This is a genomic window from Terriglobia bacterium (assembly GCA_020073205.1).
Lineage (GTDB): Bacteria > Acidobacteriota > Polarisedimenticolia > Polarisedimenticolales > JAIQFR01 > JAIQFR01.
Map to the genome: position 1 here is coordinate 1 of JAIQFR010000077.1, position 21,144 is coordinate 21,144.

Annotated in this window: 13 protein-coding genes; 1 reads left to right on the forward strand and 12 read right to left on the reverse strand. The window is 70.3% G+C overall.

The window, feature by feature from the left end; all coding sequences use genetic code 11:
• Positions 1-607: 607 nt before the first annotated feature.
• Entirely contained in the window at positions 608-2,914 is a 2,307-nt protein-coding gene (locus LAO51_14750; GenBank protein MBZ5640003.1) for a fused MFS/spermidine synthase, read from the reverse strand.
• 12 nt (positions 2,915-2,926) lie between these two features.
• Entirely contained in the window at positions 2,927-4,213 is a 1,287-nt protein-coding gene (locus tag LAO51_14755; protein ID MBZ5640004.1) for an ATP-binding protein, read from the reverse strand.
• 264 nt (positions 4,214-4,477) lie between these two features.
• Between LAO51_14755 and LAO51_14760 the strand changes: the two genes are divergently transcribed.
• Positions 4,478-4,648: a hypothetical protein gene (locus tag LAO51_14760; GenBank protein ID MBZ5640005.1), complete on the forward strand. Its 171-nt coding sequence runs from the start codon at positions 4,478-4,480 to the stop codon at positions 4,646-4,648.
• 74 nt (positions 4,649-4,722) lie between these two features.
• Here LAO51_14760 and LAO51_14765 read toward each other — a convergent pair whose 3' ends face one another.
• From LAO51_14765 to LAO51_14810, 10 genes are all read right to left on the reverse strand, one after another.
• Positions 4,723-6,660: a tetratricopeptide repeat protein gene (locus LAO51_14765; GenBank protein ID MBZ5640006.1), complete on the reverse strand. Its 1,938-nt coding sequence runs from the start codon at positions 6,658-6,660 to the stop codon at positions 4,723-4,725.
• A gap of 160 nt (positions 6,661-6,820) precedes the next feature.
• The gene (locus tag LAO51_14770) at positions 6,821-8,656 is read right to left on the reverse strand and encodes a tetratricopeptide repeat protein (protein MBZ5640007.1); all 1,836 of its coding nucleotides are present in this window, start codon (positions 8,654-8,656) and stop codon (positions 6,821-6,823) included.
• Positions 8,657-8,673: 17 nt separating this feature from the next.
• Positions 8,674-9,261 (reverse strand): sigma-70 family RNA polymerase sigma factor, encoded by a 588-nt coding sequence (locus tag LAO51_14775; GenBank protein MBZ5640008.1) that lies wholly within the window; start codon positions 9,259-9,261, stop codon positions 8,674-8,676.
• A 45-nt stretch (positions 9,262-9,306) separates the two neighbouring features.
• Complete coding sequence (locus LAO51_14780; GenBank protein ID MBZ5640009.1) at positions 9,307-13,602, reverse strand: hypothetical protein; 4,296 nt, start codon at positions 13,600-13,602, stop codon at positions 9,307-9,309.
• A gap of 279 nt (positions 13,603-13,881) precedes the next feature.
• Complete coding sequence (locus tag LAO51_14785; GenBank protein MBZ5640010.1) at positions 13,882-14,970, reverse strand: radical SAM protein; 1,089 nt, start codon at positions 14,968-14,970, stop codon at positions 13,882-13,884.
• 28 nt (positions 14,971-14,998) lie between these two features.
• A complete protein-coding gene (locus LAO51_14790) occupies positions 14,999-15,286 on the reverse strand; it encodes a PqqD family protein (protein ID MBZ5640011.1) in 288 nt (95 codons plus the stop codon).
• 160 nt (positions 15,287-15,446) lie between these two features.
• Positions 15,447-17,252, reverse strand: a complete 1,806-nt coding sequence (locus LAO51_14795; GenBank protein MBZ5640012.1) for a tetratricopeptide repeat protein — start codon at positions 17,250-17,252, stop codon at positions 15,447-15,449.
• A complete protein-coding gene (locus tag LAO51_14800; GenBank protein ID MBZ5640013.1) occupies positions 17,249-18,436 on the reverse strand; it encodes a tetratricopeptide repeat protein in 1,188 nt (395 codons plus the stop codon). Before LAO51_14800 ends, LAO51_14795 begins: the two co-directional genes overlap by 4 nt.
• Positions 18,437-18,549: 113 nt before the next feature.
• The gene (locus tag LAO51_14805) at positions 18,550-20,817 is read right to left on the reverse strand and encodes a fused MFS/spermidine synthase (GenBank protein MBZ5640014.1); all 2,268 of its coding nucleotides are present in this window, start codon (positions 20,815-20,817) and stop codon (positions 18,550-18,552) included.
• Between the two features lie 41 nt (positions 20,818-20,858).
• The coding region (locus tag LAO51_14810) for a hypothetical protein (GenBank protein MBZ5640015.1) at positions 20,859-21,144 on the reverse strand (286 nt) is incomplete at its 5' end.

Sequence of the window (21,144 nt, forward strand, 5' to 3'; positions counted from 1 at the left end):
ATCTGGTAGTTCAGCTTGAACCCCATGTTGGAGGCGAGGAGGCCGCTTGCCATGACCACCACGGCGAGAGCGACGACCATCACCCCTACGAACGTTCTCTTACTCATCCCTTTTCTCCTCCTCCGAGGTCAGTTGCCACACCCGGTGACGCAGCCCGAGCATCCCTCCCCGCGCTCCCCCCGGCCCGTGGACACCACGTCCTTCTGACCTCCTCGCAGGTTGCGGAGGCCGACGGAAGCGCCAAGGAATGAACCCCCCCTGCCCCTGATGCGGCGGGTTAAGTAGACGTTAGAGAGTCGTCACGATCGATCCTATGGACATCGAACTCCGATCCTTCACGGACCGGCTCGGCTTGGATGCCGCTTTCGACATTGCCCCCGTGCTCGCGGTCGGACGGTTCGGGCACATTCTACTCGCGAACGGGCCGGTCATCGCTGATTTTTCTACCCTGGCGTCCCGATCCGGGTGGCAGATTTCTCGAGTGCGGATCATTGGAGCCGGCATCCTTCCGCTGATTACTACCGCCGGGGGGTGCGGCGCGTTCAAGGGGGATGCGAACTTTCGGGCTTTTCTCGGTCGTGGGGGCATCCTGGGCGGGCTTTGGGGTCTATTTCAGCTTCTGAAGCCTCAGCACGCCGAGGACGTTGGAGTAATCGTCGGTCCACAGGTACCGCGGGTCGGCCGGCGGAACGAGCCACCGGGGATCGCGCACCAGCGCCTCGATCCGGGCGGGGTCGCGAGCCACGACCGCCCAGATCGAGCCGTCCTTTCCCTCGAAGGCGTCCTTCGGCGGCACCACCGCATCTCGCTGCACCCGTGCCTCGAGGCCGAGGCTCGACGCGACGGCACCGACCACAGGCTCCAATCTCATGTAGGTGTTCGTCAGGTGGATCGCGAGGATCCCGTCCGGAGCGAGCTTCCGGAAGTAGAGGCCGACCGCCTCGCGGGTCAGGAGGTGCACGGGGATCGCGTCCGAGCTGAACGCGTCGAGCACGATCAGGCCGAACTTCCCGTCGGGCTCCCTCGCGAGCGAGAGGCGGCCGTCCCCCGGGATCGTCAGGACCGCCGCCTTCGAGTCCGCGATGTACGTGAAGAAGCGAGGGTCGCGCGCGATCCTGATCACCGCCGGGTCGATCTCGAAGTACGTGAATCGCTGACCGGGGCGGCCGTACGCCGCGAGCGTTCCTGCGCCGAGGCCCACGAGCCCGATCTCCCGCGGCGGCGCCTCGGCGAGGACCTCGGAGAACACCTGTCCGATCGGCCCGGTCGGGTGGTAGTACGTGGTCGGGATCGCGCGAAGGTCCGAATCGAGAGCCTGCGATCCGTGGCGCGTCGCTCCATGGATGAGCAAATGGAACGTCACCTGCCGGAACGTCTCGTGCCCGTCGGAGTCCACCAGCTTGAACGGGAGCCCCTCCGACGTCGCGACCCGGTGGATGCCGAAGAAGGTCCGCTCGCGGTGGAGGCTCGTGGCCGGCGCGGTGTTCTCCACCCAGCCGCCGACCAGGAGGACCGCGAGCGCGAGAGCGAAGCGGAGCCGCCAGCCGACGAGCGCGAGGGCGAGGAGGGCGGGGCCTCCGGCCCGCACCGCGAGCACCCCCCACGTGTCGTCGGTTCCCGGCGCCGCGTGGAGGAGCCGGAGAACGAACAGGAGGCCCGCGAACGCCAGCGGGACGGCGGCATCGAGGGCGCGGGATCGCACGGTCGGGGATTTCGAGGCCTCGTCGACCCAGCGCGGGCGCAGGAGGCACGCGGCGACGAGGGCGATCGGGTACTCCGCGACGCTCCGGAACATCACCGGGGCAAGGAGAGCGTTGAAGACGCCTCCCAGCGCGCCGCCCACGGCCACCAGGAGATAGAACTCGGTGAGGCGGCCCGCGTGGGGGCGCTCCTCCGCCAGCCGGCGGTGGCAGGTCAGCCCCACCGCGAAGAGCGTCGCGAGGTGGAGCGGGAGCAGGAGCCAGCCGCGCGCGCGGACGGAGGCGAGGAGGCTCGCCGCCACCAGGGTCGCGAGCACGGCGAGGACCGTTCCGGAGTGGCGGGCCGGGAAGCGCCATCGCGGGGAGAACGCCAGCACGAACGTGAGCAGGTAGAGGGCGAGCGGGACGACCCAGAGGAGCGGGATCGCCGCGATGTCGGAGGTCACGTACTGCGTGGTGCCGAGCAGCGCGCTCGACGGCACCAGGGCGAGCGCCACCCACAGGAGCCGCGTCCGCCACGCCGGCGCCGGCCCTGAGCCTCCCTCCGCCTCCGCGTCGAGCGATGTCGCGCCCGCGGCTCTCGCGCGGCGGGCCGCGGCGAGGGCGCAAGCGACGGCCGCGAGGGTGAACGCGATGTAGCCCAGCGACCACAGGGTGCTCTGCGACAGCGGGAGGAAGCTCGGGATCACGGCTTCCCCGCGTGGGGTCCTGAGGGGGAGGAGCGGCTCGAGGGCCAGCGGGTAGAGGAGGAGCCCGACGAGGCTCCCCGCGTTGCTCGCGGCGTAGAGGAAGTACGGATCGCGGGCGCGCCCGTGCCCGCTCGCCGCGAACCAGCGCTGGAGGAGCGGCCCGGTCGTGGACAGCACGAAGAACGGCGCGCCCGCGGCGAGGAGCAGCGTGCCGAGCGTCCAGGGGATCGGCGATCCCCCGCCCGGGGGCGCGGCGCCACGCGGCAGGCCGAGCGGCAGCAGCAGGATCGGGAGCGCCAGCACCGCCGCGTGGACCGCCGCCTGGGTCCTCGTCGCGAGGCGGCGCGAGAGGAGGTGCGCGTAAGCGTACCCCGCCAGCAGGACCGCCTGGTAGAACAGCATGCAGGTGTTCCAGACCGCGGGGCTCCCGCCGAGGAGCGGCAGCAGCATCTTCGCCACCATCGGCTCGACCGTGAACAGCAGCAGCGCCGAGAGGAGCGTCGCGAGGAGGTAGAGCGGCAGCATGAGCGGGGTCGGTCAGGCGGCCGAGGGAGGCGAGAGCGCCCAGGCCGCAGGCATCGCGAGGACGCCGCCCGCGAGCGGTCGGACTTCGGGATCCATGGAGAGCAAGAACGAGCCGAGAAGCGGGCGGTCGAGGATCTCCTCGAGGCCCCGCAACCCTCGTGCGTCGGCATCGGCCACGTGGCGCGACTGCTTGATCTCGAACGCGATGAAGCCCTTCTCGGTCTCGACGAGGAGGTCCACCTCGCGCCCGACGTGGGTCCGCAGGTGAAGGAAGTCCGCACGGAGCCCGGCGGTGCGGCATTGCTTGAAGATCTCGGCGACGACGGCGGACTCGAACTCCTCGCCGCTCGGCTCGCCCGTTCGTCCCGTGATCCCGCGGAGCACGCCGGGGTCGAGGATGTGGACCTTGGGCATCTTCGTCAGTCGCTTGTGAGGGTTCCGGAAGTAAGGGGGCACCAGCACCGCCTGGTAGCTCAGCTCCAGGTAGCGCAGGAAGCGCCGGGCCGTGGCGGGGCTGATCGAGACCGCCCGCGCGAGGTCGTTGAAGTTCACCAGGCGCCCGGTGGAGAGCGCGATCGCCTTCTGCGCGACGACGAACGGCTCCAGGTCGCGCAGCGAGGCGAGGTCCGCCACGTCGCGCTCGAGGTACGTGCGGCGATAGTCCCGGAGCCACGAATCCCGATCCTCGGCCGGCAGATCGCCTTTCCAAACCGCCGGCATCCCGCCGTATCGCAGGTACGTCTCGAACGCCTCCGCGTGCTTCGCGAAAGCTCCGTCTAAAGCGGGGACGCCGAGGAGCGAAAGGGTATCGCCGGCGCCGCCGTCGAGCCAGTTCACGAGACGCGACGGGGCCAGGGGATCACTCCACGAGGAGGTCGCCATCTCGGGCAGCGTGAGGGGCCACAGCTCCTCGATCGCGACACGGCCCGCGAGGCTCTCGCGTATCCGCGAGAGGAGCAGGATCTGGCTCGAGCCGAGGAGAAGGTAGCGGACACTCTCGCTCGCGTCATAGGCGGCCTTGATGGATTCCACGATCGAGGGAGCCTTTTGGACTTCGTCGATGATGGCGACGGGGTACCGCTCGATCCAGTCCCGTGCCGAGAGCCGGCTGAAGGCCGGGCGCACCGCCGGGTCTTCCATCGAAAGGTAAGGGATTCCCGGGAAAGTGCGCTGTACGAGGGTGGTCTTGCCGGTTTGCCTCGCACCGGTCAGCACGATCAGGCGCCCCAGAGGGCTCTTCGCCTTGGCTTCTATACGCGCTCCCAGGAAGCGCGCCTTGAGTCGGGTCGGCGCAGTCATGATGTCAAATTAGTACACAAGTAACGATTTGACAATACGATTCGTTGCTTAATGTCCCGCATCGCTCACGACTGGCTTCCGGCCGGCGCCCTCGATCTTGCCCAGTTCGAGACGTGCGCGGTCGCCCGAGGGGCCGGGGACCGCCGCCTCGCGGAGGACGCGAACGGCTATATGGTGGACGTGTGATTGTGGGACGTCTGATGGCGGCCAGGCGGAGATCACCGTGCGTCCAGTGGCGGACATGCAATCCGTTCCGACGCCGGAATGCTGCGCGGATTGACCGGCGCCCCCTGGAGCTGGGGCAAGGACCTGGCACAGCGGCTATTCCCGATGCGTGAAACGCCTCCCGAGACCTGGAAAGAGCTGTACGACCGGTGGTGGATCACCCCCGCAGTCGGGAACAGCCGGCGCCACGACTTGATTCGAGCCTACTGATGAGACCTCGAATCCGGAACGCGGGTGACCAGCAACTCTCGCCAACCAACAATCTCGCGTCCACCGTGAAGACGTCAATGGGGCGGGACGGTGTGGTAGCCCTCGATGTCCTTGAGGACGGCCTTTGCCATCTCCGCGTCGAGGGGCAGGAGCGCCAGGTACTCGTCGCGCGCGCGGATCAGATCACCGCGCTGCAGCGAGAGCGCAGCCAGCCAGAGGTGGGGCGCCGGGCTGTCGGGCCGCAGCTCCGCTGCCGCGCCAAGCTGGGTTTCCGCCTGATCGTACCGGCCCGACTTGACGAGCAAGATCCCCAGGTCCAATCGCCCTTCGTACTGATCCGGGTCTTCCCCCAGGGCGCGCCTGTAAGCCGGTTCGGCGCGCCCCGTTTGCCCGGTCTTCTCGTAGGCCTGCCCGAGGTCGACCCACGCGGGTGCGATCGTGGGATCGAGCTCGACGGCCCGTTCCAGGGATGGGACCGCCTCCGGGATTCGATTCGCGCGGAGGAGAACCGATCCCAGGGTGAAGTGGGCCCACCCTTGATCGGGCCGGAGGGCGATTCCGCGGCGGATCTCGACGATGGCCTCCTCGAGTCGTCCTTGTGAAGCAAGGCAGTATCCCAGGTGATCGTACGCGGGGAAATACGCCGGCCGGATCCGCAGGGTCACACGCGTGTGCCACTCCGCTTCCTCGAACCTCCCCTGGTGTGCGTACTCCAGGCCGAGAAGGAAGTGGGCGAAGTAGTTGTCCTCGGTCACCGCGACGGCCCGGTCGAACAGGGAGACACTGTCGTGCCAGTAGCGTAGGTCACGGACGGTGACGCACGACAGCGCGACGATCGCCGCGAGGGCGAGGGCGGACAGCACCGACCTGCCGCGCGGGATGGCGTGGGCGACTCGGAGCGCTCCCCACATGACGACGATCAGCAGACCGATGTGGGGGATGTAGGTGTAGCGATCGGCTCGCGCCTGCCCGCCCACCTGAACCAGGCCGATCACCGGAACCAGCGTGACCAGGTACCAGAACCATCCCGTGGCGAGCCACCCATGCCGGCGGGAGCCGAGACACGCCAGCGTGGTCGCCGTCACGAGCAGGACCCCGGCGCCCAAGACCTGCACGGCGGGCCATCCCTCCTCGCGGAACGGATAGAAGACGCAGAGCCCCGACGGCCACAGGAGCGCGCGGACGTACGCCACGTAGGAGACGAGGGCGTTCGCCACCCGCGCTCCGACGGAAACGACCGTCATGGAGCTGATCGCTCCGCGTTGCGCGACAAGAGTGATGATGACCGATGCGGCGGCAAGCCCGATCCAAGGGAGCTTCTCGACGATCAGGCGTCTCGGGGCCGTCGCCGAGCGATCGAGCGGCCAGAAATCGAGGAGAAGGAAGACGACCGGCAAGCTGACGAGCATCGGCTTGGCCATCAGGCCCAGCGCCAGCAGGGCGGAGACGAGGACGTACCGCTTGGCCGTCCACCTCTCTGCGAATCGCGCGTACGCGAGGGTGGCGGCGAGCCAAAAGAAACCCGCCAACACGTCTTTTCGCTCGGCCACCCAGGCCACGGACTCGATCCGCAGGGGATGAACGAGGAAGATCGCGGTGGCGATGGCGGCCACCGCGGCGAGGGAGCGCGGTCGCGACACGCCGGGCGGCGGGGCCCGAACCAGCAGGGCCTGGAGCAGGAGGAAGAGGAGAATCCCGTTCGCGGCGTGCAGGAGCAGGCTGGTCCTGTGGTGGCTACCCGGATCGAGTCCGAACAACTCCACGTCGAGCATGTGCGAGAGCCAGGTCACGGGATGCCAGTTCCCCGTGTACCCCACGTTGAATGCCCAGACGAGACCGCCACGGCTCAGGCCCTGCTTCACGTGGGGGTTGAAAACTACGTACAGCCCGTCGTCGAGGTACAGAAACTGGCACCTCGTCGCCGGCCAGAACACGGCGAGCGCGAGGATGACGAGCATCGCCGCCCACATGAGCGTGGTGGCATGGCCGCCCGGAGCGTCCTGGGTTGCCACGCGCTCATCCGCATCCGCGCGGATCGCGTTCCCACCTTCTTCGACGCTCAAATCGCTCCCCGCGGCCCCTGGGGTGTTCGAAACGACCACCCGGAGACCGTCCGAGCGAGCGTACGCCGCGAGTCCGCCAACGGTCAATCCGCCACCGGCGACCGTGCGCTCAAGGCCGGCCGGGAGGCGCGGCGGCGGCCGCGCTCCCCAGGAGCTTCCCGAGTTCGAGACGTGCGCGGTCGCCCGAGGGGCCGGGGACCGCCGCCTCGCGGAGGACGCGAACGGCTTCCGCAACTCGCCCGAGCGCCGCGAGGTTCGCCCCGAGCGCGGCCTTCGCGAGGGGATCGCCGGGAGCGAGAGCCGCCGCGGTCTCGAGATGCGCTTCGGCTTCCTCGAAGCGCCCCTCGTCGTAGAGCACGGTGCCGAGGAGGAGGTGTCCCGCTTCGAGACGCGGGTCGAGGCGGATCGACTCGCGGAGCTTCGCCTCCGCCTCGTCGCGCAAGCCGAGGCGCGCGAGGACGCGCCCGAGCTCCGCGGCGAGAGTGGCGTTTCGCGGCTCGAGACGCCACGCTGCTTCGTACTGCTCGCGGGCCTCCTCGAGCCTTCCCGCACGCGCCAGCGCGAAGCCGAGATCCAGCCGCGCGGTCGCGAACCGAGGCGCGATCGCGACGGCGCGCTCGAGGTGTGGGAGCGCCTCGCCGAGCCGCCCCTCCTCCGCGAGCCACAGGCCGTAGTTGATCCGCGCGTGGACGTTGTCCGGCGCCCGCTCGACGCCGCGCGACAGGAGGGTCTCGGAGTCTCGCCAGACCCCGAGCTGCGCGCGGGTCGCGAGGGCGAGGGCGAGGACCGTCGCGCCGCAGAGGATCGCCGCCGCGCGGCGGACCCAGGGGGAGCGCGTCGCGGTCCCGTCGCTCACGGCCCAAGCCAGAGCGGCGAACAACCCGATCGACGGGAGGTACGCATAGCGGTCGGCCACGATCTGGGTGCCGAACGGCACAAGGCCGCACGCGGGGAGGAGGGCGATGCCGTACCAGGCCGCGCCGGCGCCGACGTAGGGTCCCCGCCTCGCGAGGAGGATCGCCGCCCCGAGCACCGCGAGGAGGAGCGCCGCCGCGGAGGCGACCTTTGCCAGGGCCGCGGGGCCGAGGTCCGTCGGGTAGAAGAGCGAAAGGTCGCGAGGCCAGAAGATCCTCGCGGGGTACCAGGCGTAGGCGAAGACCGCGTCCGCGAGGCGGACGGGCCAGGGGTGCGACTGGAGCGTGCCGAGAGCGCCCTCGTGCTCCTGCGCGATCACGGTCACGAGCGCAGCGGCGGCCGCCGCCGCGACGAACGGGATCTTCTCGACGAGCCGGCGGACCGTGGCGCGCCCGAGGGGCCAGACATCCAGCACCACGAGGAGGGCCGGCGCCACGACCGCCGTCGGCTTGGCCGAGAGCGCGCCCAGGCACAGGGCGAGCGAGCCCAGGTAGCGGCCCCATCCGCCTCGCCGCGCGAAGGCCTCGTAGGCGAGGAGCGAGAGGAGCAGGAGCGCCAGGCTCAGCACGGACTTGAGCTGGGAGATCCAGGCCACCGACTCCACTTGGAGCGGGTGCGCGGCGAAGAGCGCCGCCGCGAGCGCGGCGGGAGCGACGCGGCGCGTCGGGCGCCACAGGAGCAGGAAGACGAGGACGGCGTTCAGCGCGTGGAGCCCGGCGTTGACGGCGTGGTGCGCGCCGGGCGCAAGGCCGAAGAGCGACACGTCCGCCATGTGGGCGATCAAGGTCAAAGGGTGCCAGTTGCCCACGTGGAAAGCGGTCAGCGCCCAGGCCGCGTTCGCCCACGAAAGGCCGGTCGAGATCCGCGGATAGGACGCGACGTAGTCGTGGTCGTCGTAGCGAACGAAGCCGAACCCGGCCACCGGCGCGTAGAGCGCCAGCGTGCCGAGGAGGAGGGCCGCCGCGACGACGGCCGCGAGCCGGCGCTCCCGCGCGAGGGCGGCGGAGTCGTTCGAGGGATCGCGCGCCATCGGGTCTCCGCGGGCCGCTACGGGCGCCGGCCTCGCTCGGCGGACCCGAGGAGCGTCCTCAGCCTGACTCTCGCCCGCCCGAGATGCCGCCTCACCGTGATGCGCGTGATCCCCAGGGCGCGCGCGACGTCCGGCGTCTCCTGTCCCTCCAGCTCCTTGAGGACGAACACGGCGCGCTCGCGCTCGCTCAGCGCGGCGAGCGCGACCTCGAGACGGTCCCTCAGGCTCCGGCCCTCCGCCTCCCGCTCGGGCCCCGGGCCGTCGTGGGCGGCGCGCTCCCCCACCCCGTCGCTCCACGGGACCTCGTCCCGGGCCTGACGGCCGGTCCTCAAGTGGTAGTCGTACGACGCGTTGACCGTGACCCGGTAGAGCCAGCCGGCGAAGGGATGCCCGGCCTTGAACCCGTCGAGGTGTCGGAACACCCGGATGAACACCTCCTGGGCCACGTCCTCCCGGTCCCTCGACGGGACCCCCATCAGCCGGAGGACGCGCAGCACCTTTCCCTGGTGGCGGTCAAGGAGCGTCTCGAAAGCGCGGACGTCGCCGTCGCGCGCTGCGGCGACGAGCCGTTCGTCTGAGGCTTCGGGAGCGCGAGACTCGCCCAAACGGACCTCGGCTTCAAGGTCCCCCATTCTAGCGAGGATCGGCGGTCAGAAGGAGCTGAGGTTGCCCTTCGAATCCACGGAGAGGACCGAGTAGTACTGGGTCGAGGTCGGGGCGCCGACGTCCACCGAGGTGCCGGTCGGCGAGGCGATCTTCGTGATCGTCCCGTTCCGGATGTCCGCGCGGCCGAACGGGTGGTCCGCGGCGTACACCTCGTAGTGGTCGATCCGGGTCGGCCAGGCCGGCGGATCGAAGGTCGTGGTCACGGCCGGCCAGGAGAGGACGACGTGCCCCGACGAGAGCATCGCGCGGAGGACGTCGATCCCGTTCGGGAGCTGGTTGTCGAGGCCCCCGGGATTGCCGGACGTGTCGATCGCGCGCACGCCGTAGTAGTACGTCGGCTTCCCCGGGGTGAGCGCCTGGGAGTCCGGGAAGGTCGTGCCGGTGGGCGTCCCGATCAGCGTCGCCGTGGCGAGGGTGAAGTCCGGGGTGAGGCCTCGGTACACCTCGTAGCGGGCGATCGTGGTGGCCTTGCCGTAGATGTCGGTCGTGACCGCGGTCCACGACACGACCGCGTCCGTGCCGGAGACCGACTTGTCCACGTGGAGCGTGTCGATGAACCCCGGCGACCGCACCCCGCGAACGTAGGTCGGGACCCCCACCTGCTCCGGCTGGGAGAAGCCCGAGGTCCGGTTCGACGTGTTCGTCGCGGTGAGCACGATGTAGTACGGCACGTTGTTCTGGAGCCCGGCGAGCCGGTACGTGGTCCCCTTGCCCGCGTTCACCTGGAACGCGTAGCTCCCGGGCGCGGTCCCGTAGTCGATCGTGTAGTTCTTGAGGTCGGACTCGCCGTTCGCGTTCCAGCTCAGGTTCAGGACGCTGCTCGTCGCGGGGTCGGTGACCGTGAGTCCCGTCGGCGCCGCGGGCGGGTTCGGGTTGAGCGGCGTCGCCTGCACGCAGTCCGGCCCGAAGGTGGCGCAGTCCGTGTTGAAGTTCGACCACCGGCTCCGGAACGACTCCGAGTCCACCGCGACCAGATAGTAGTAGTACGGCACCGCGTTGGTGGCCGGGTCGGCGTACGACGTCCCCTGGACCCCGGTCGCGACCCTCGTGTAGCTCGAGGGCGCGTTCGCGGCGCGCCAGACGTCGTAGGTGATCGTCCCGGGGCTCGCGCTGGCGTGCCACGAGAGATTGACCACCGCGTTTCCCGCCGTGGCGGTCACCGCGGTCGGAGGGGCGACGGACTTCAGCGCGAGGCGCTGCGCCGGATCGCCCAGGTACACCCATCCCTGGCACCCCTCGTAGTCGAGGTTTCCGCAGAGCATGGACAGCGTGTCCAACTCCGGCACGTCCACCGTCCGGAACATGTGGCTCCCGAACAGGTCGCTCCAGACCACGTCGGCGACCGCATGGTAGGAGCCGAAGAACATCAGGCCGGCGGGGCCCGACACCGCGATCGCCCCCGCGCCGGCGGCCTTCAGCCAATCTTCGCCCAGCGAGTTGACCATGGTCGTGTGGAACCCGCCGGTCAGGCAGTTCAGCGCGACGAGCCACGGGAGGGCCGAGGAGTTCGTGAGGCTCGACACGTCGAGCCGGTTGAAGCCCTCGTCGAAGATCGCGTCGTCGGACCAGATGTTGTAGTTGCCGTGGCCGACGTACTGCATGACCGCGGCGCCGTCCGGGAAGGTGCTTTGCCCGTTCACCGCCGCCTGGATGTCGTTGATCATCTTCTGCTTCTGGCAGGAGGTCGAATTGCAGTAGTCGCTCCAGTACCTGAGGTTACCGTAGTTGTACGGTGGCGACGGGATCGTGGCGATCGACTCGGAGTTGGTGGCCTCGAAGTCGATGCCGTCGGAGGGGTCGATCACGCCGCCCACCAGGTGCCCGCGGTCCGACACGAAGAGCGCGTGGCGCGTCCAGTTCCCCGAAGGGGTCGCGGTCTCGTACCCGTAGATCTTCGAGAGGGCCGCGTACGCCTCGGCGTCCGAGCGCGCCGGGATCCTCCCGACCAGGAGATCGGCGAGGTGATCGGTGCCCACCACGGCCGCGAGCGCGTTGTCGCTCGCGAGGTAGCTCAGCTGGGCATCGGTCTTGAGGATCGTCACGGTCGGCACGTAGTCGCTCACCGGGTTCAGCGGGTCGAGGTGCTTGGGGTCGTAGGAGCCGTCGCCGATCAGGAGGACGTAGAACGGCGTGGGGGCCGACCATCCCTCTCCCGGAGCCGTGGACATCACCCAGCTCAGGAAGCTCCGGATCGCGGAGGGACCGTACAGACCGTTGTTGAACTCGTCCTCTACGTCCTCGAGCATCACGACCTTCGACGTGATCCCCTGCTGCGCGAGGCGCAGGCTCAAGAGCTGGGCGAGCTTCGGGGATGCCTGCGCCCCGAGGACGTCGGGGCGCGAGATCACGATCATGTCGGCCTGGGTCGTCGTGTCGCGGAGGTCGGACACGACGTCCGCCTGGAAGTCGGCGTCCGCGGGGACCGAGACCCCCGAGGATCCGGCCACGACGAAGCGCCGCGGCGTCCCGGCGGGGATCGACGGATCCTGAGCCACGTGGAAGCGGACCGCGTAGGGGCCGATGCCGGTCACGGTCGCGCCGGTCAGCCTGACGGGACCCACGATGCCCGTCCCGCCCACATGGGCGGTGATCTCGTACACCGACGGCGGGCTCGTGGGGCCGCTCGAGAAGCCCGCGATCTGGAACTCCGCGTCGCCGTTCGGGTAATCGAACGTCAGGGCGTCCCCTGAGGCCGCGAACGCTCGGTGGTACCGGATCTCGATCCAATCCAGGAGCATCGTGTTCGTCGCGCCGCTGACCGTGACCGCCTCGGTCTTGACATACGCGGGGTCCTGGAGCTGCGGGCCGGATCCCGGGTACGTCCACGTGAAGTCGTGGGTGTAGTTCATGCGCCCGTCGAACGTCCCGAGGTCGTCGCTCGACGCCAGGTCGTGTCCCGCCGTCGCGTCGTACTGGAGCGTGATCCGGCTGTGGTGGTCCGGGTTCACCGTCGACGAGTCGCTCCAGCCGCGGACGCGAACCGTGACCTCCGCGGGGAGGGTCCCGGACGCGAGCCCCGGGAGAGGGACCGGGTCGATCCTCGTGGCGGGCGCCGTGAGGAACGGCTTCCACAGCCACGGGTCGTTCCCCCCGAGCGGAATCCAGATGTTGTCGGTCTCCTGGTGGGAGACCGCCAGGAAGTCCGTCGCGGGGGTCGCGCCGAGCGGCGCCGAGGGAACGTCCGCCATGCGCGCCCGGGCGCCCGGCTCGACCGTGAGGAAGTACGCGTTCTCGTCGGTGACGTCCGAGAGCTCGTACAGGTTGAGCGTCGGCCCGCCGAGGTCCTGGTTCAGGACCGTCTTGGGTTCGAAGTCGAGAGCTTGCCCGTAGAACTGCACCCATTCCGGCTGCGCGGGGACGTTGTCCAGCAGGTCGTTCCCGTTCGGGTCGTGGACCTCGAGCGGAACCTCGACCCCGTTGCTCGTGAGCTTCCAGGACGAGATCGCGTAGGCCAGGAAGCCGGTCGCCGCCAGCCTCGCGTAGTCGAGCCGGACCACGCCGTTGCTGCGGACCTTGATCCGGTAGCGCGGCGTCGTGTCCGGCGCCGCGGGAGCGGCCGCCGCTCGCGTGGCGGGACCTGCCGGCGCCGCGACCCTGAACGCCGCGCCCTGCTCGTAGTTGACGAAGGAGTTCCGATAGACCGTCTCCATCCTGGAGCCGGCCTCTCGCGGGGTCCGGACACCCCGGTCGCCTTCGAATCGGACCGAGACCCGGAACGACCGGGCGATCCTCAGCCCGGGGAGGTCGCGATCGAATCGGACCGGGGAGAGGTGGACCTCGACGTACCGCTGGTCGCGGAAGACGCCGACGTCGCCGAGCCACGCCACCTCGGCAGGGAACGTGCCCTTACCCTCATAGAGAGCTGCCGACTCCCGCCGGACCTCGGTGAGCCGAGGCTCCGCGCCGGGGACCGGCAAGTCCACGAGGGTGCTCGAGAAGGGTCGGGGGCGCAACCCGGGACGGACGTCCTCCGACTCGAGGACGACCTCGAGGCGAGGCTCCGCCCCTTCCGGGATAGCGACCCGAACGATTTTCTGGGGAAGATCTGGTGCTTCGGGGCGCCTTTGGAGCGCCCCGAAGCCCTCGATCTGTATGGCGCAATGCCCTTCCGAGTCTTCAGCCAGCGAGACCGCCGGTGTCGAAACCCGGAAGGTGAACCCCGCGGCATCCCGCGGTTCCCCGATCGGGTTGACAACAGTTTCGGACGAGGCACCCACTCCCCGTCCGGAGGCCGTCACCAGCAACAAGACCCAGAAGGCGATCCTTCTGGGAACTCTCATCGCACCCTTCGGGGAACCGTCACCGGGTCCCGCGGCGGTTCCCTGGGAAGTCCCCCTTAGCTTTGGATCGGGCCCGCCTGGCACGACTCATTGGCCTTCGTGCAAGACACAGCCCGGGCTTCCAGCTTCTCCGTGTGGACGATCGCGGGACGCTCGTACGTCTTTTTCATTCGCCTCCCCCTGACCTAGTGTCAAACCCCAGTGGACTCAGTACTTAGCTACATTTCCGCGCCAGATCGCCCAGCGCAAGCTTACTTATACGGTGCCCCTGCCACCTTTTCAAGGAATTTTTCTCGCGGCGGCCTCGCCGACTTGCAGAAGCTCGTACGACCGCCGCACGGCCTTGGCGTTGATCTCGGCCTGTGGATACATGGCCAAGGGACTCCCCACCTGGGTCTCTGCCACGCCCATGCAGAAGGTGAAATACGGGCCGTTCTCGTGCTGGTCGAGGCGGCTCCGGGCCTGGATCGCCAGATCGCGGACCCCGGTGAGGACCGGTGAGGTCTTCCAGATCTGCTCCAGGCTGTCGATCTCCAGGATATTGGCGACCCTGCGCCGGAACGCCACGCAGGGGAAGATGTTCCCGTACGGATCGAGCGTGAACCCTGAGCGGCCGCTGCCGCAGACCGCCTCGGCCGCATCCGAAGCGCAGTGGTTCGACTTGGGCGGGAGCTTTCCGTGGTGCAGCTCCAGGTACCACTCGCCCCAGTACTTGCTGAGGAATTCCTCGCCCGGACGTAGGGCGAGCGGATCGAGGTTCCCGTCGTCCTTCGGCGTGATGACCGCGTCGAAGGTCAGGTGGCAGCCCAGCTCGTCGGCCAGGTCCCGTACGGGGAACAGGTCGTCCTGGTTCAGCCGGGTGATCGGGCACTTGAGCGGGACCTTGATCCCCGACTCTCTGAGATTGCGGATCCCCCGGACGGTCTTCTCGAACGAGCCCTTGATCTTGGTGAGCGCCTCGTGGATCTCCGGACGGGATCCGTGCAGCGAGATCTCGACCTCCATGGGCTTGAGCGCGGCGATCTTCCGGGCGACCTCGGGATCCGCCATCAGGTACCCGTTGGAATAGATCCTGAGCGCCATCCCCAGCCGGCGCGCCTCGCCGGCGATCGCGAAGAAGTCCCTGTGGCAGAGCGGCTCTCCCCCGGTCAGGGTCAGGTAGAGGACCCCGAACTCGGAGACCTTCCGGAGCGCTTCGAAGATCTGGGGGGTGGTCAGCTCCCGCGCGCCGGTGGGCGAGTTGTAGCAGAAGGTGCAGAGGTGGTTGCACCGATAAGTGATCTCGAACTGCGCGCTCAACGGAATCGCTTCCGCGAACGCCTTCTCGACCAAGCGGGTGTAGGGATTCTTCCCCGTCGCCTCGGCCATCGCGCGAGCCTCCCCGGAAAGCCGGACGCTACTCGCCCAGCATCCCTTGCGCGGCCAGCTCGCCGAGGAACTCCTGGACGTCCTTCCGGGCGGTCTCCGCCGGAACTTCGAACTCGAGCGTGACCGCGGCGACGATGTCCTCGACCGTGTTCTTGCCGTCCAGGAGGGAGTAGACCTTCACCCCCACCGGATTGAGCACCTTGACCTCGCTACGCCCCGGCAGGACCACGAGGCCCCCATCCTCCGCGATGACGCGGTAGGCGCAGTCGGGGTTCCGGCGCGGCCGGTCGGGAATCGCGATCGTATCGGCGGTCACGGTGAGGACCCTCCAGAGGCTCGACGAGTTACTGTATCTCGAATCCGCGCAGTTGCCAGATTAGCGTACCAAATTTGTCCTAATTGACGTCCCGAATGTACGTCGAACTCGCGCGTCCTGCAACCACGCGCCCCGGGATACTTGATGACACCGTACAGAATCAGTGCGGAGCGCCGCACGCGGCCTCTGCCGCCTTTCGCACGCGCTCGAGGCCGGCCGCCTCGGAGGCGTCGTCCAGGACGACGTCGCGCGCCAGGCGGAGCGCCTCGCACGGGCGGCCGAGCCTGAGCTCGCACTCCGCCGTCAACGCCCGCGCGAGGCCGAGATCCGGATTCAGCTCGGCGGCGCGCCGGGCCGCCGATTCCCCGCCCTCGATGTCCTTGGAGCGGATCCTGCTCATCGCGAGGCCGAGCCAAGCCTCCGCCCGGGCGGGGGTCAGCTTCACGGCGGCCGCAAACGCTTCCGCGGCGGCGGCGACGTCCCCGCGCTCGAGGAGGAGGAAGCCGAGGTTGCTCCGGAGCGAGCCATCGCCGGGCGAGCGCTCGATCGTGCGGCGGATCGTCTCGATCCGCTCCTCCGGCGTCTCCGCTCCCAGCACGCTCGCCATGTCGCCGTCGACCAGCGCGGGATCGATGCCGAGGGCCTTGGCCCGCGCGTACGACGCCAGCGCGTCCGACCGGCGCCCGAGGCGGGCGTAGACGTGCGCGAGGTTGAGCTGAGCTTTCAGCGAGGACGGCTCCTCCGCGGCCTTCGCGCTCCAGAGGGCGAGGCCGCTTCGCCACAGCGGCACACGGTAGAGCAGCACCCCCGCGTCGTAGACCGCGAGCACGGCGAGAAGCGCGACGCCGACCGCCCGCCGGGTCCGCCCCTCGCGCCCGAGCGCGAGCGCCGCGAGCAGCAGGACGGCTCCCGCGGACGGCAGGTACAGGAACCGCTCGGAGAGCGCGGTCTCGATCGGCCGGAGCTGCGCGACCGGCAGGAGCGACACGAGGCATCCGAGGAGGAGCGCCGCCTCGATCCTCAGCGTGCGGCGCCAGAGCACGAAGGCGCCCAAGACCGCCGCCAGGACCGCGACGACCGCCGCCGCCGCCGCGAGTCCTCCGACCGGCGAGGGCTCGAGGTGGAGGGCAAAGGGCGGGGCGACGAGCCACGCCAGGTAGCTGCCGAGCACCACGAAGGGGCGGAGGAGGGAAGCGGCCGCCGCGCCGCTCGCGGGCGGTCCGAGGAGCCCTCCCAGGGCGATGCGGCGCATCGCCGCGTACAGCGCCGCGACGACCAGGTACGGCGCGTACCTCGCGGCGCGATCGGCGAGCCCCCGCCTGTCGGGCCAGCCGTCCCGCGCGCTCTCGAGCAGGAGCACGAGGATGGGGACCGTCGCGGCCATCTCCTTCGACAGCAGCGCCGCGAGCCAGGCGAGCCCCGCCGCCGCCCGCCAGGGCCAGGGTCGCGTCGCACGCGCGCCCGCCAGATGGAGGAGGATCGCTCCGAGCGCGAAAACCGCCATGAGGGGATCCACGCGCCCCGAGATGAACGCGACCGACTCCGCGTGCGCCGGGTGGACGGCGAACAGGAGCGCCCCCGCGGCCGACACGCCGAGGGCGCCCCCGAACAGCGACAGGCCGAGCAGGAGGACCAGCACCGAGGCGACCGCGTGCACCGCGGCGTTCGTCAGGTGGAACGGGAGAGGGGCGCCGCCGCCCCGCCGGTAGTCGAGCTCGACGGACAGGGTCGCCAGCGGCCGGTAGTAGCCGAGCCCTCCACGGTCGAAGTCCGAGGCGTAGTAATCGCGCAGCAGCGCGCGTCCCGGATCGAACGGCCGCCTGAGCCCGTCGTTCTGCACGATGAGACGGTCGTCGTCGTAGACGAACTCCCCGGGAAGGCCGGGCAGGTAGACCACGAACGCGGCCCCGGCGACGAGGACCGCCGCCGCCAGCCTGGCCCGGAACGGGGTCGGGAGGAGCTTCACGGCGCCGCGCTCCCTCGGCCCTCGATCCTCCTCAGGACGTCCGCGGCGTCCGCGCTCGAGGGATCGATCGCCAGCGCCTTCCGCGCGGCCGAGCGCGCCGCGCCGAGCCGCCCTCGCTCGAGCTCGGTCTCGGCGATGCCGATGAGAGGATCGGCCAGCGTCCGCGCCTCCCGGTGCGCGCGGCGGTAGAGCTTGAGCGCCGGGCCGGGCCGGCCCCGCGCGCGCTCCAGGTCCCCGAGCACGACCAGAAGATACGGGGACGCGCTGCCGACGTCCGCGACCGCCAGCGCGTCCCGCGCCTCGCGCTCCCGCCCGTCCATGCGGTAGAGCGCCGCGAGGTTGCCGAGGACGGCCGGATCGTGAGGCTCGATCCCGAGAGCCTCCTGGTACGCGCGGAGCGCTCCGTCCGGGTCTCCGGCGCGGCGCAAGGCCACCCCGAGGTTCCCCCACGCGGCGAGGAAGCGCGGCGAGAGGCGGACCGCGGTCTCGAACCTGCGGATCGCGACGTCGTACCTCCCCGCCCGGAGGTCGTCGACGCCGAGGTTGCTCGAGTAGAGCGCCGCGAGGTGGAGGTCGCCGAGCATCCGCGCGCCGACCACGCGGCGCTCGCGGGTGCGGTCGAAGTCGAAGATCGTCAGCGCGTCGCCGGCTCCGTACGCCGCGACCACGTGCGTGTTGACCACCACGAGGTCGCCGTCACGCTCGCTCCGCCCCTCGAACGCCGGCTCGGCGGCGCGCGCGTCGAGCCCGATCGACCGGGCCAGGGCGATGAAGAGGCAGGTGAACGATAGGCAGTTCCCCTTCCGCTCCTCGAACGCCTCGATGGCGGTGTAGGTCCCCCGCGACTGGTACCGGAACGGAAAGCGCGAGAGGTCGAAGAGGCCGTCCTGGAGCGCCTTGAGCCTCTGGTGGACCGACCCCTGCCCCGCCAGGCGATCCGCGGCGTCGCGCATCTCGGGAGTCCAGGCGACCGGGTTCACGACCTCGTTCGGCTCGATCCCGTGCTCGCGCAGCGCGCGTGCCCAGGCTTCGGGAGACGAGCCGGCGAGGCCCGACGCTCGGGGCGGCCGCGCGACGCAGCCCGGGAGTGCGAGCGTCGCCGCCAGCGCGAGCCGCGGGACGATGCGCAGCACCTCCCCTACCGCGGCGAGGTGAGGCCGCGCGGGCCCGCGGTCCTTGGGCATCGTCGTCGCGAGACGACTTCGTGCGATGTCATCTCCCTTGCGCCCTGGGGGCTCCGAGGCACCCCAGTGTACCCAAGTTCGGAGCGCGATCGCGCGCCGGCGTGCGCCGGCCTTCAGCCGCTCGGGTGATGGCGCCGCAGCACGCCCACCAGGTTCGAGAACTCGTCGGTCCACAGGTAGGCGGGATCGGGCGGCGCGTTCGGCCGCCGAGGCAGCCGCTCCCAGCGGGGGTCGGCGGCGAGGGGCCCCAGCGCGTCGACGTCCCGCGCGAGCACGGCCCAGGTGGACGGCATCTTGCGCTCGAGCTGCTCCTCGGTCGTCGCGCGGCCATCGTCCTGGGCGAGGCCGGAGAGCCGCAGATCCAAGGCGATGCTGTCGATGACGGCGGTGAGGTCCAGGTACTCGTTGGTCAGGTGCAGCGCGAGGAGGCCGTCGGGACGGAGCTTCGTCATGTAAAGCTCGATCGCCTCCCGCGTGATCATGTGGACGGGGATCGAGTCGGAGCTGAACGCGTCCACCACCACGAGGCCCTGCGACCCGTCCGGCAGGCGGGCGATCTCCGTTCGCCCGTCGCCCACGACCACGTCGACCTCCGCCTTCGAGTCCCTGAGATAGGTGAACAGGGCGGGGTCCCGCGCGATCCTCACGACCTCGGGATCGATCTCGATGAAGGTGAACCGGCGGCCGGGCCGGCCATAGGCGGCGAGGGTGCCCGCGCCCAGTCCGATCATCGCGGCGCGGTCCAGTCGGCCGCCGCCGTCGAACGCGGCGAACACCTGTCCGATCGGCCCGCTGCGGTGGTAGTAGGCGGTGGGGATCGACGCGAGCTCCGGGTCGGGGTACTGGATCCCGTGCCCGGTCGTCCCGTGCTGGAGCAGATGGTACGGCTTCATCTCGAACGACCGGACCTGGCCCGCGGCGTCCCTCGTGCGGATCGGCGGCGGCTGGATCATCAGCACGCGGTGAACGCCGTAGAACGTCCGGGCCGCGTGCAGCAGCGCGGCGCCGGGGTTCAGCTGGAACCAGGCCGGGAGCATCAGCGCGACGAGGCCGAGGGCCATCCGCCGGGGCACGGCGATCAGCGCGAGGCAGGGGACGGCGACGATCGCGAACCGCAGTGCCGCCCTAAGGGACGGGACCGCCGCCTCGAGGCCGACGGCCACGACGGCCAGCGAGCCGAGAGTGGCCAGGTCGAGAACGGCCCCGGCGAGACGCCCTCGCCGCTCCCCCGCCCCGCCGGCCGACGCGGGCGCGGGCCGGAGCGCGCAGGCGAGGATGAGGGCCAGCGGGTACTCGGCGATCGAATCGAAGAGGAGCGGCGCGATCAGCGCGTTGAAGACCCCGCCGAGAGCGCCTCCCAGCCCGACGAGGAGATAGAACTCGGTGAGGTGGTCCGTGGTCGGCCGGCTCTCGGCGAGGCCGGCGTGGCATACGAGACCCGCGAGGAGTACCGCGGCGAGGTGCCCCACGAGCAGCAGCGGAAGGGGGACGTCCAGGAAGTTGAACCGTATCCCGGCGGCCAGCGCGACGGTCAGGGCGCCGAGCGCATAGCCGGCCGCGCGGCGCGGGATGAGGACGCGCGGGGAGAAGGCGAGGATGAACGTGAGCAGGTACAGCGCGAGCGGGACCACCCAGAGCAGCGGGACGGCCGCGACGTCCGTGGTCATGTACTGGGTGGCGGCCAGGAGCACGCTCGACGGGGCGAACGCGAGCAGGACCCAGAGGAGGCGCCGGGCCGCCGTGAGGGGTCGGGCGTCCTCGACCGACTGCGACCGCGCCTCGGGCGGGGCGGCGCGCGACCTCAAGAGCGACACGCCACAGACCCCCGCCAGCGCGACGAACAGCAGATAACCCGCCGAGAAGAGCCGGCTCTGCGACCGCAGTCCCAAGGCCGGCTCCACCAGCAGCGGATAGCAGAGGAGCGCCGCCAGGCTGCCGGCGTTCCCCGCGGCGTAGAGGAAGTACGGATCCCCCGCCGCGGGGTGCGTGGTCGAGGCGAACCAGCGCTGGAGCAGCGGCCCCGAGGTGGAGAGCACGAAGAACGCCGGTCCCACCGAGACCGCGAGGAGCGCGAGCACGAGGAGCGCCGGCGAGAGCGCCCGAGGTCCGGGTCCGCCGGGAAGGCCGAGCGGCAGCACCGCCACCGGCAGGAGGAGCACGATCCCGTGCACGATGACCTGCGCCCGGGGAGCGAGGCGGCGGCCGAGCACGTGAGCGTAGCCGTAGCCCGCGAGGAGAACCGTCTGGAAGAACAGGAGGCAGGCGATCCAGACCGAGGAGCTTCCACCGAAACGCGGAAGGATCATCCTTCCGATCATCGGCTCGACGAGGAAGAGGAGCGCCGCGCTCACCAGGATCGTGAGGGTGTAGACGGGCAGCAAGGAGATCCTCCCTCGAACGGCGGATGATACCAGCGGTCCCGCTACCTCAGATACCCCAGCGATCGCAGCCGCTCCACCATCTCCGGGTCGTAGTCGCTCGTGGCCGAGCGGCCGGAGAGGGCGCGCCGGCCGAACGTCGGTACGGGGCGCGGGAGGTCGCGCGGAAGATCGAGGCAAGCGGCAGGAAGGCGCCCCGGCATCTCGAGGCTTCGGGGGAAGCCGGCGAGCGCCAGCACGAGCGGGGCCACGTCGAGATCGGCCAGGGGCGGCCCGACGCAGCCGGGCTTCGCGGGAGCCCCCGCGACGATCGCGAACCCTTCCGCGTCC

What these genes read in the sequence shown, in the direction of transcription:
- LAO51_14750 (MBZ5640003.1), bottom strand. Translation starts at nt 2,914, where the DNA reads ATGCTGCCGCTCTACCTCCTCGCGACGCTCCTCTCGGCGCTGCTGCTG.
- LAO51_14755 (MBZ5640004.1), bottom strand. Translation starts at nt 4,213, where the DNA reads ATGACTGCGCCGACCCGACTCAAGGCGCGCTTCCTGGGAGCGCGTATA.
- LAO51_14760 (MBZ5640005.1), top strand. Translation starts at nt 4,478, where the DNA reads ATGCTGCGCGGATTGACCGGCGCCCCCTGGAGCTGGGGCAAGGACCTG.
- LAO51_14770 (MBZ5640007.1), bottom strand. Translation starts at nt 8,656, where the DNA reads ATGGCGCGCGATCCCTCGAACGACTCCGCCGCCCTCGCGCGGGAGCGC.
- LAO51_14780 (MBZ5640009.1), bottom strand. Translation starts at nt 13,602, where the DNA reads ATGAGAGTTCCCAGAAGGATCGCCTTCTGGGTCTTGTTGCTGGTGACG.
- LAO51_14785 (MBZ5640010.1), bottom strand. Translation starts at nt 14,970, where the DNA reads ATGGCCGAGGCGACGGGGAAGAATCCCTACACCCGCTTGGTCGAGAAG.
- LAO51_14800 (MBZ5640013.1), bottom strand. Translation starts at nt 18,436, where the DNA reads ATGCCCAAGGACCGCGGGCCCGCGCGGCCTCACCTCGCCGCGGTAGGG.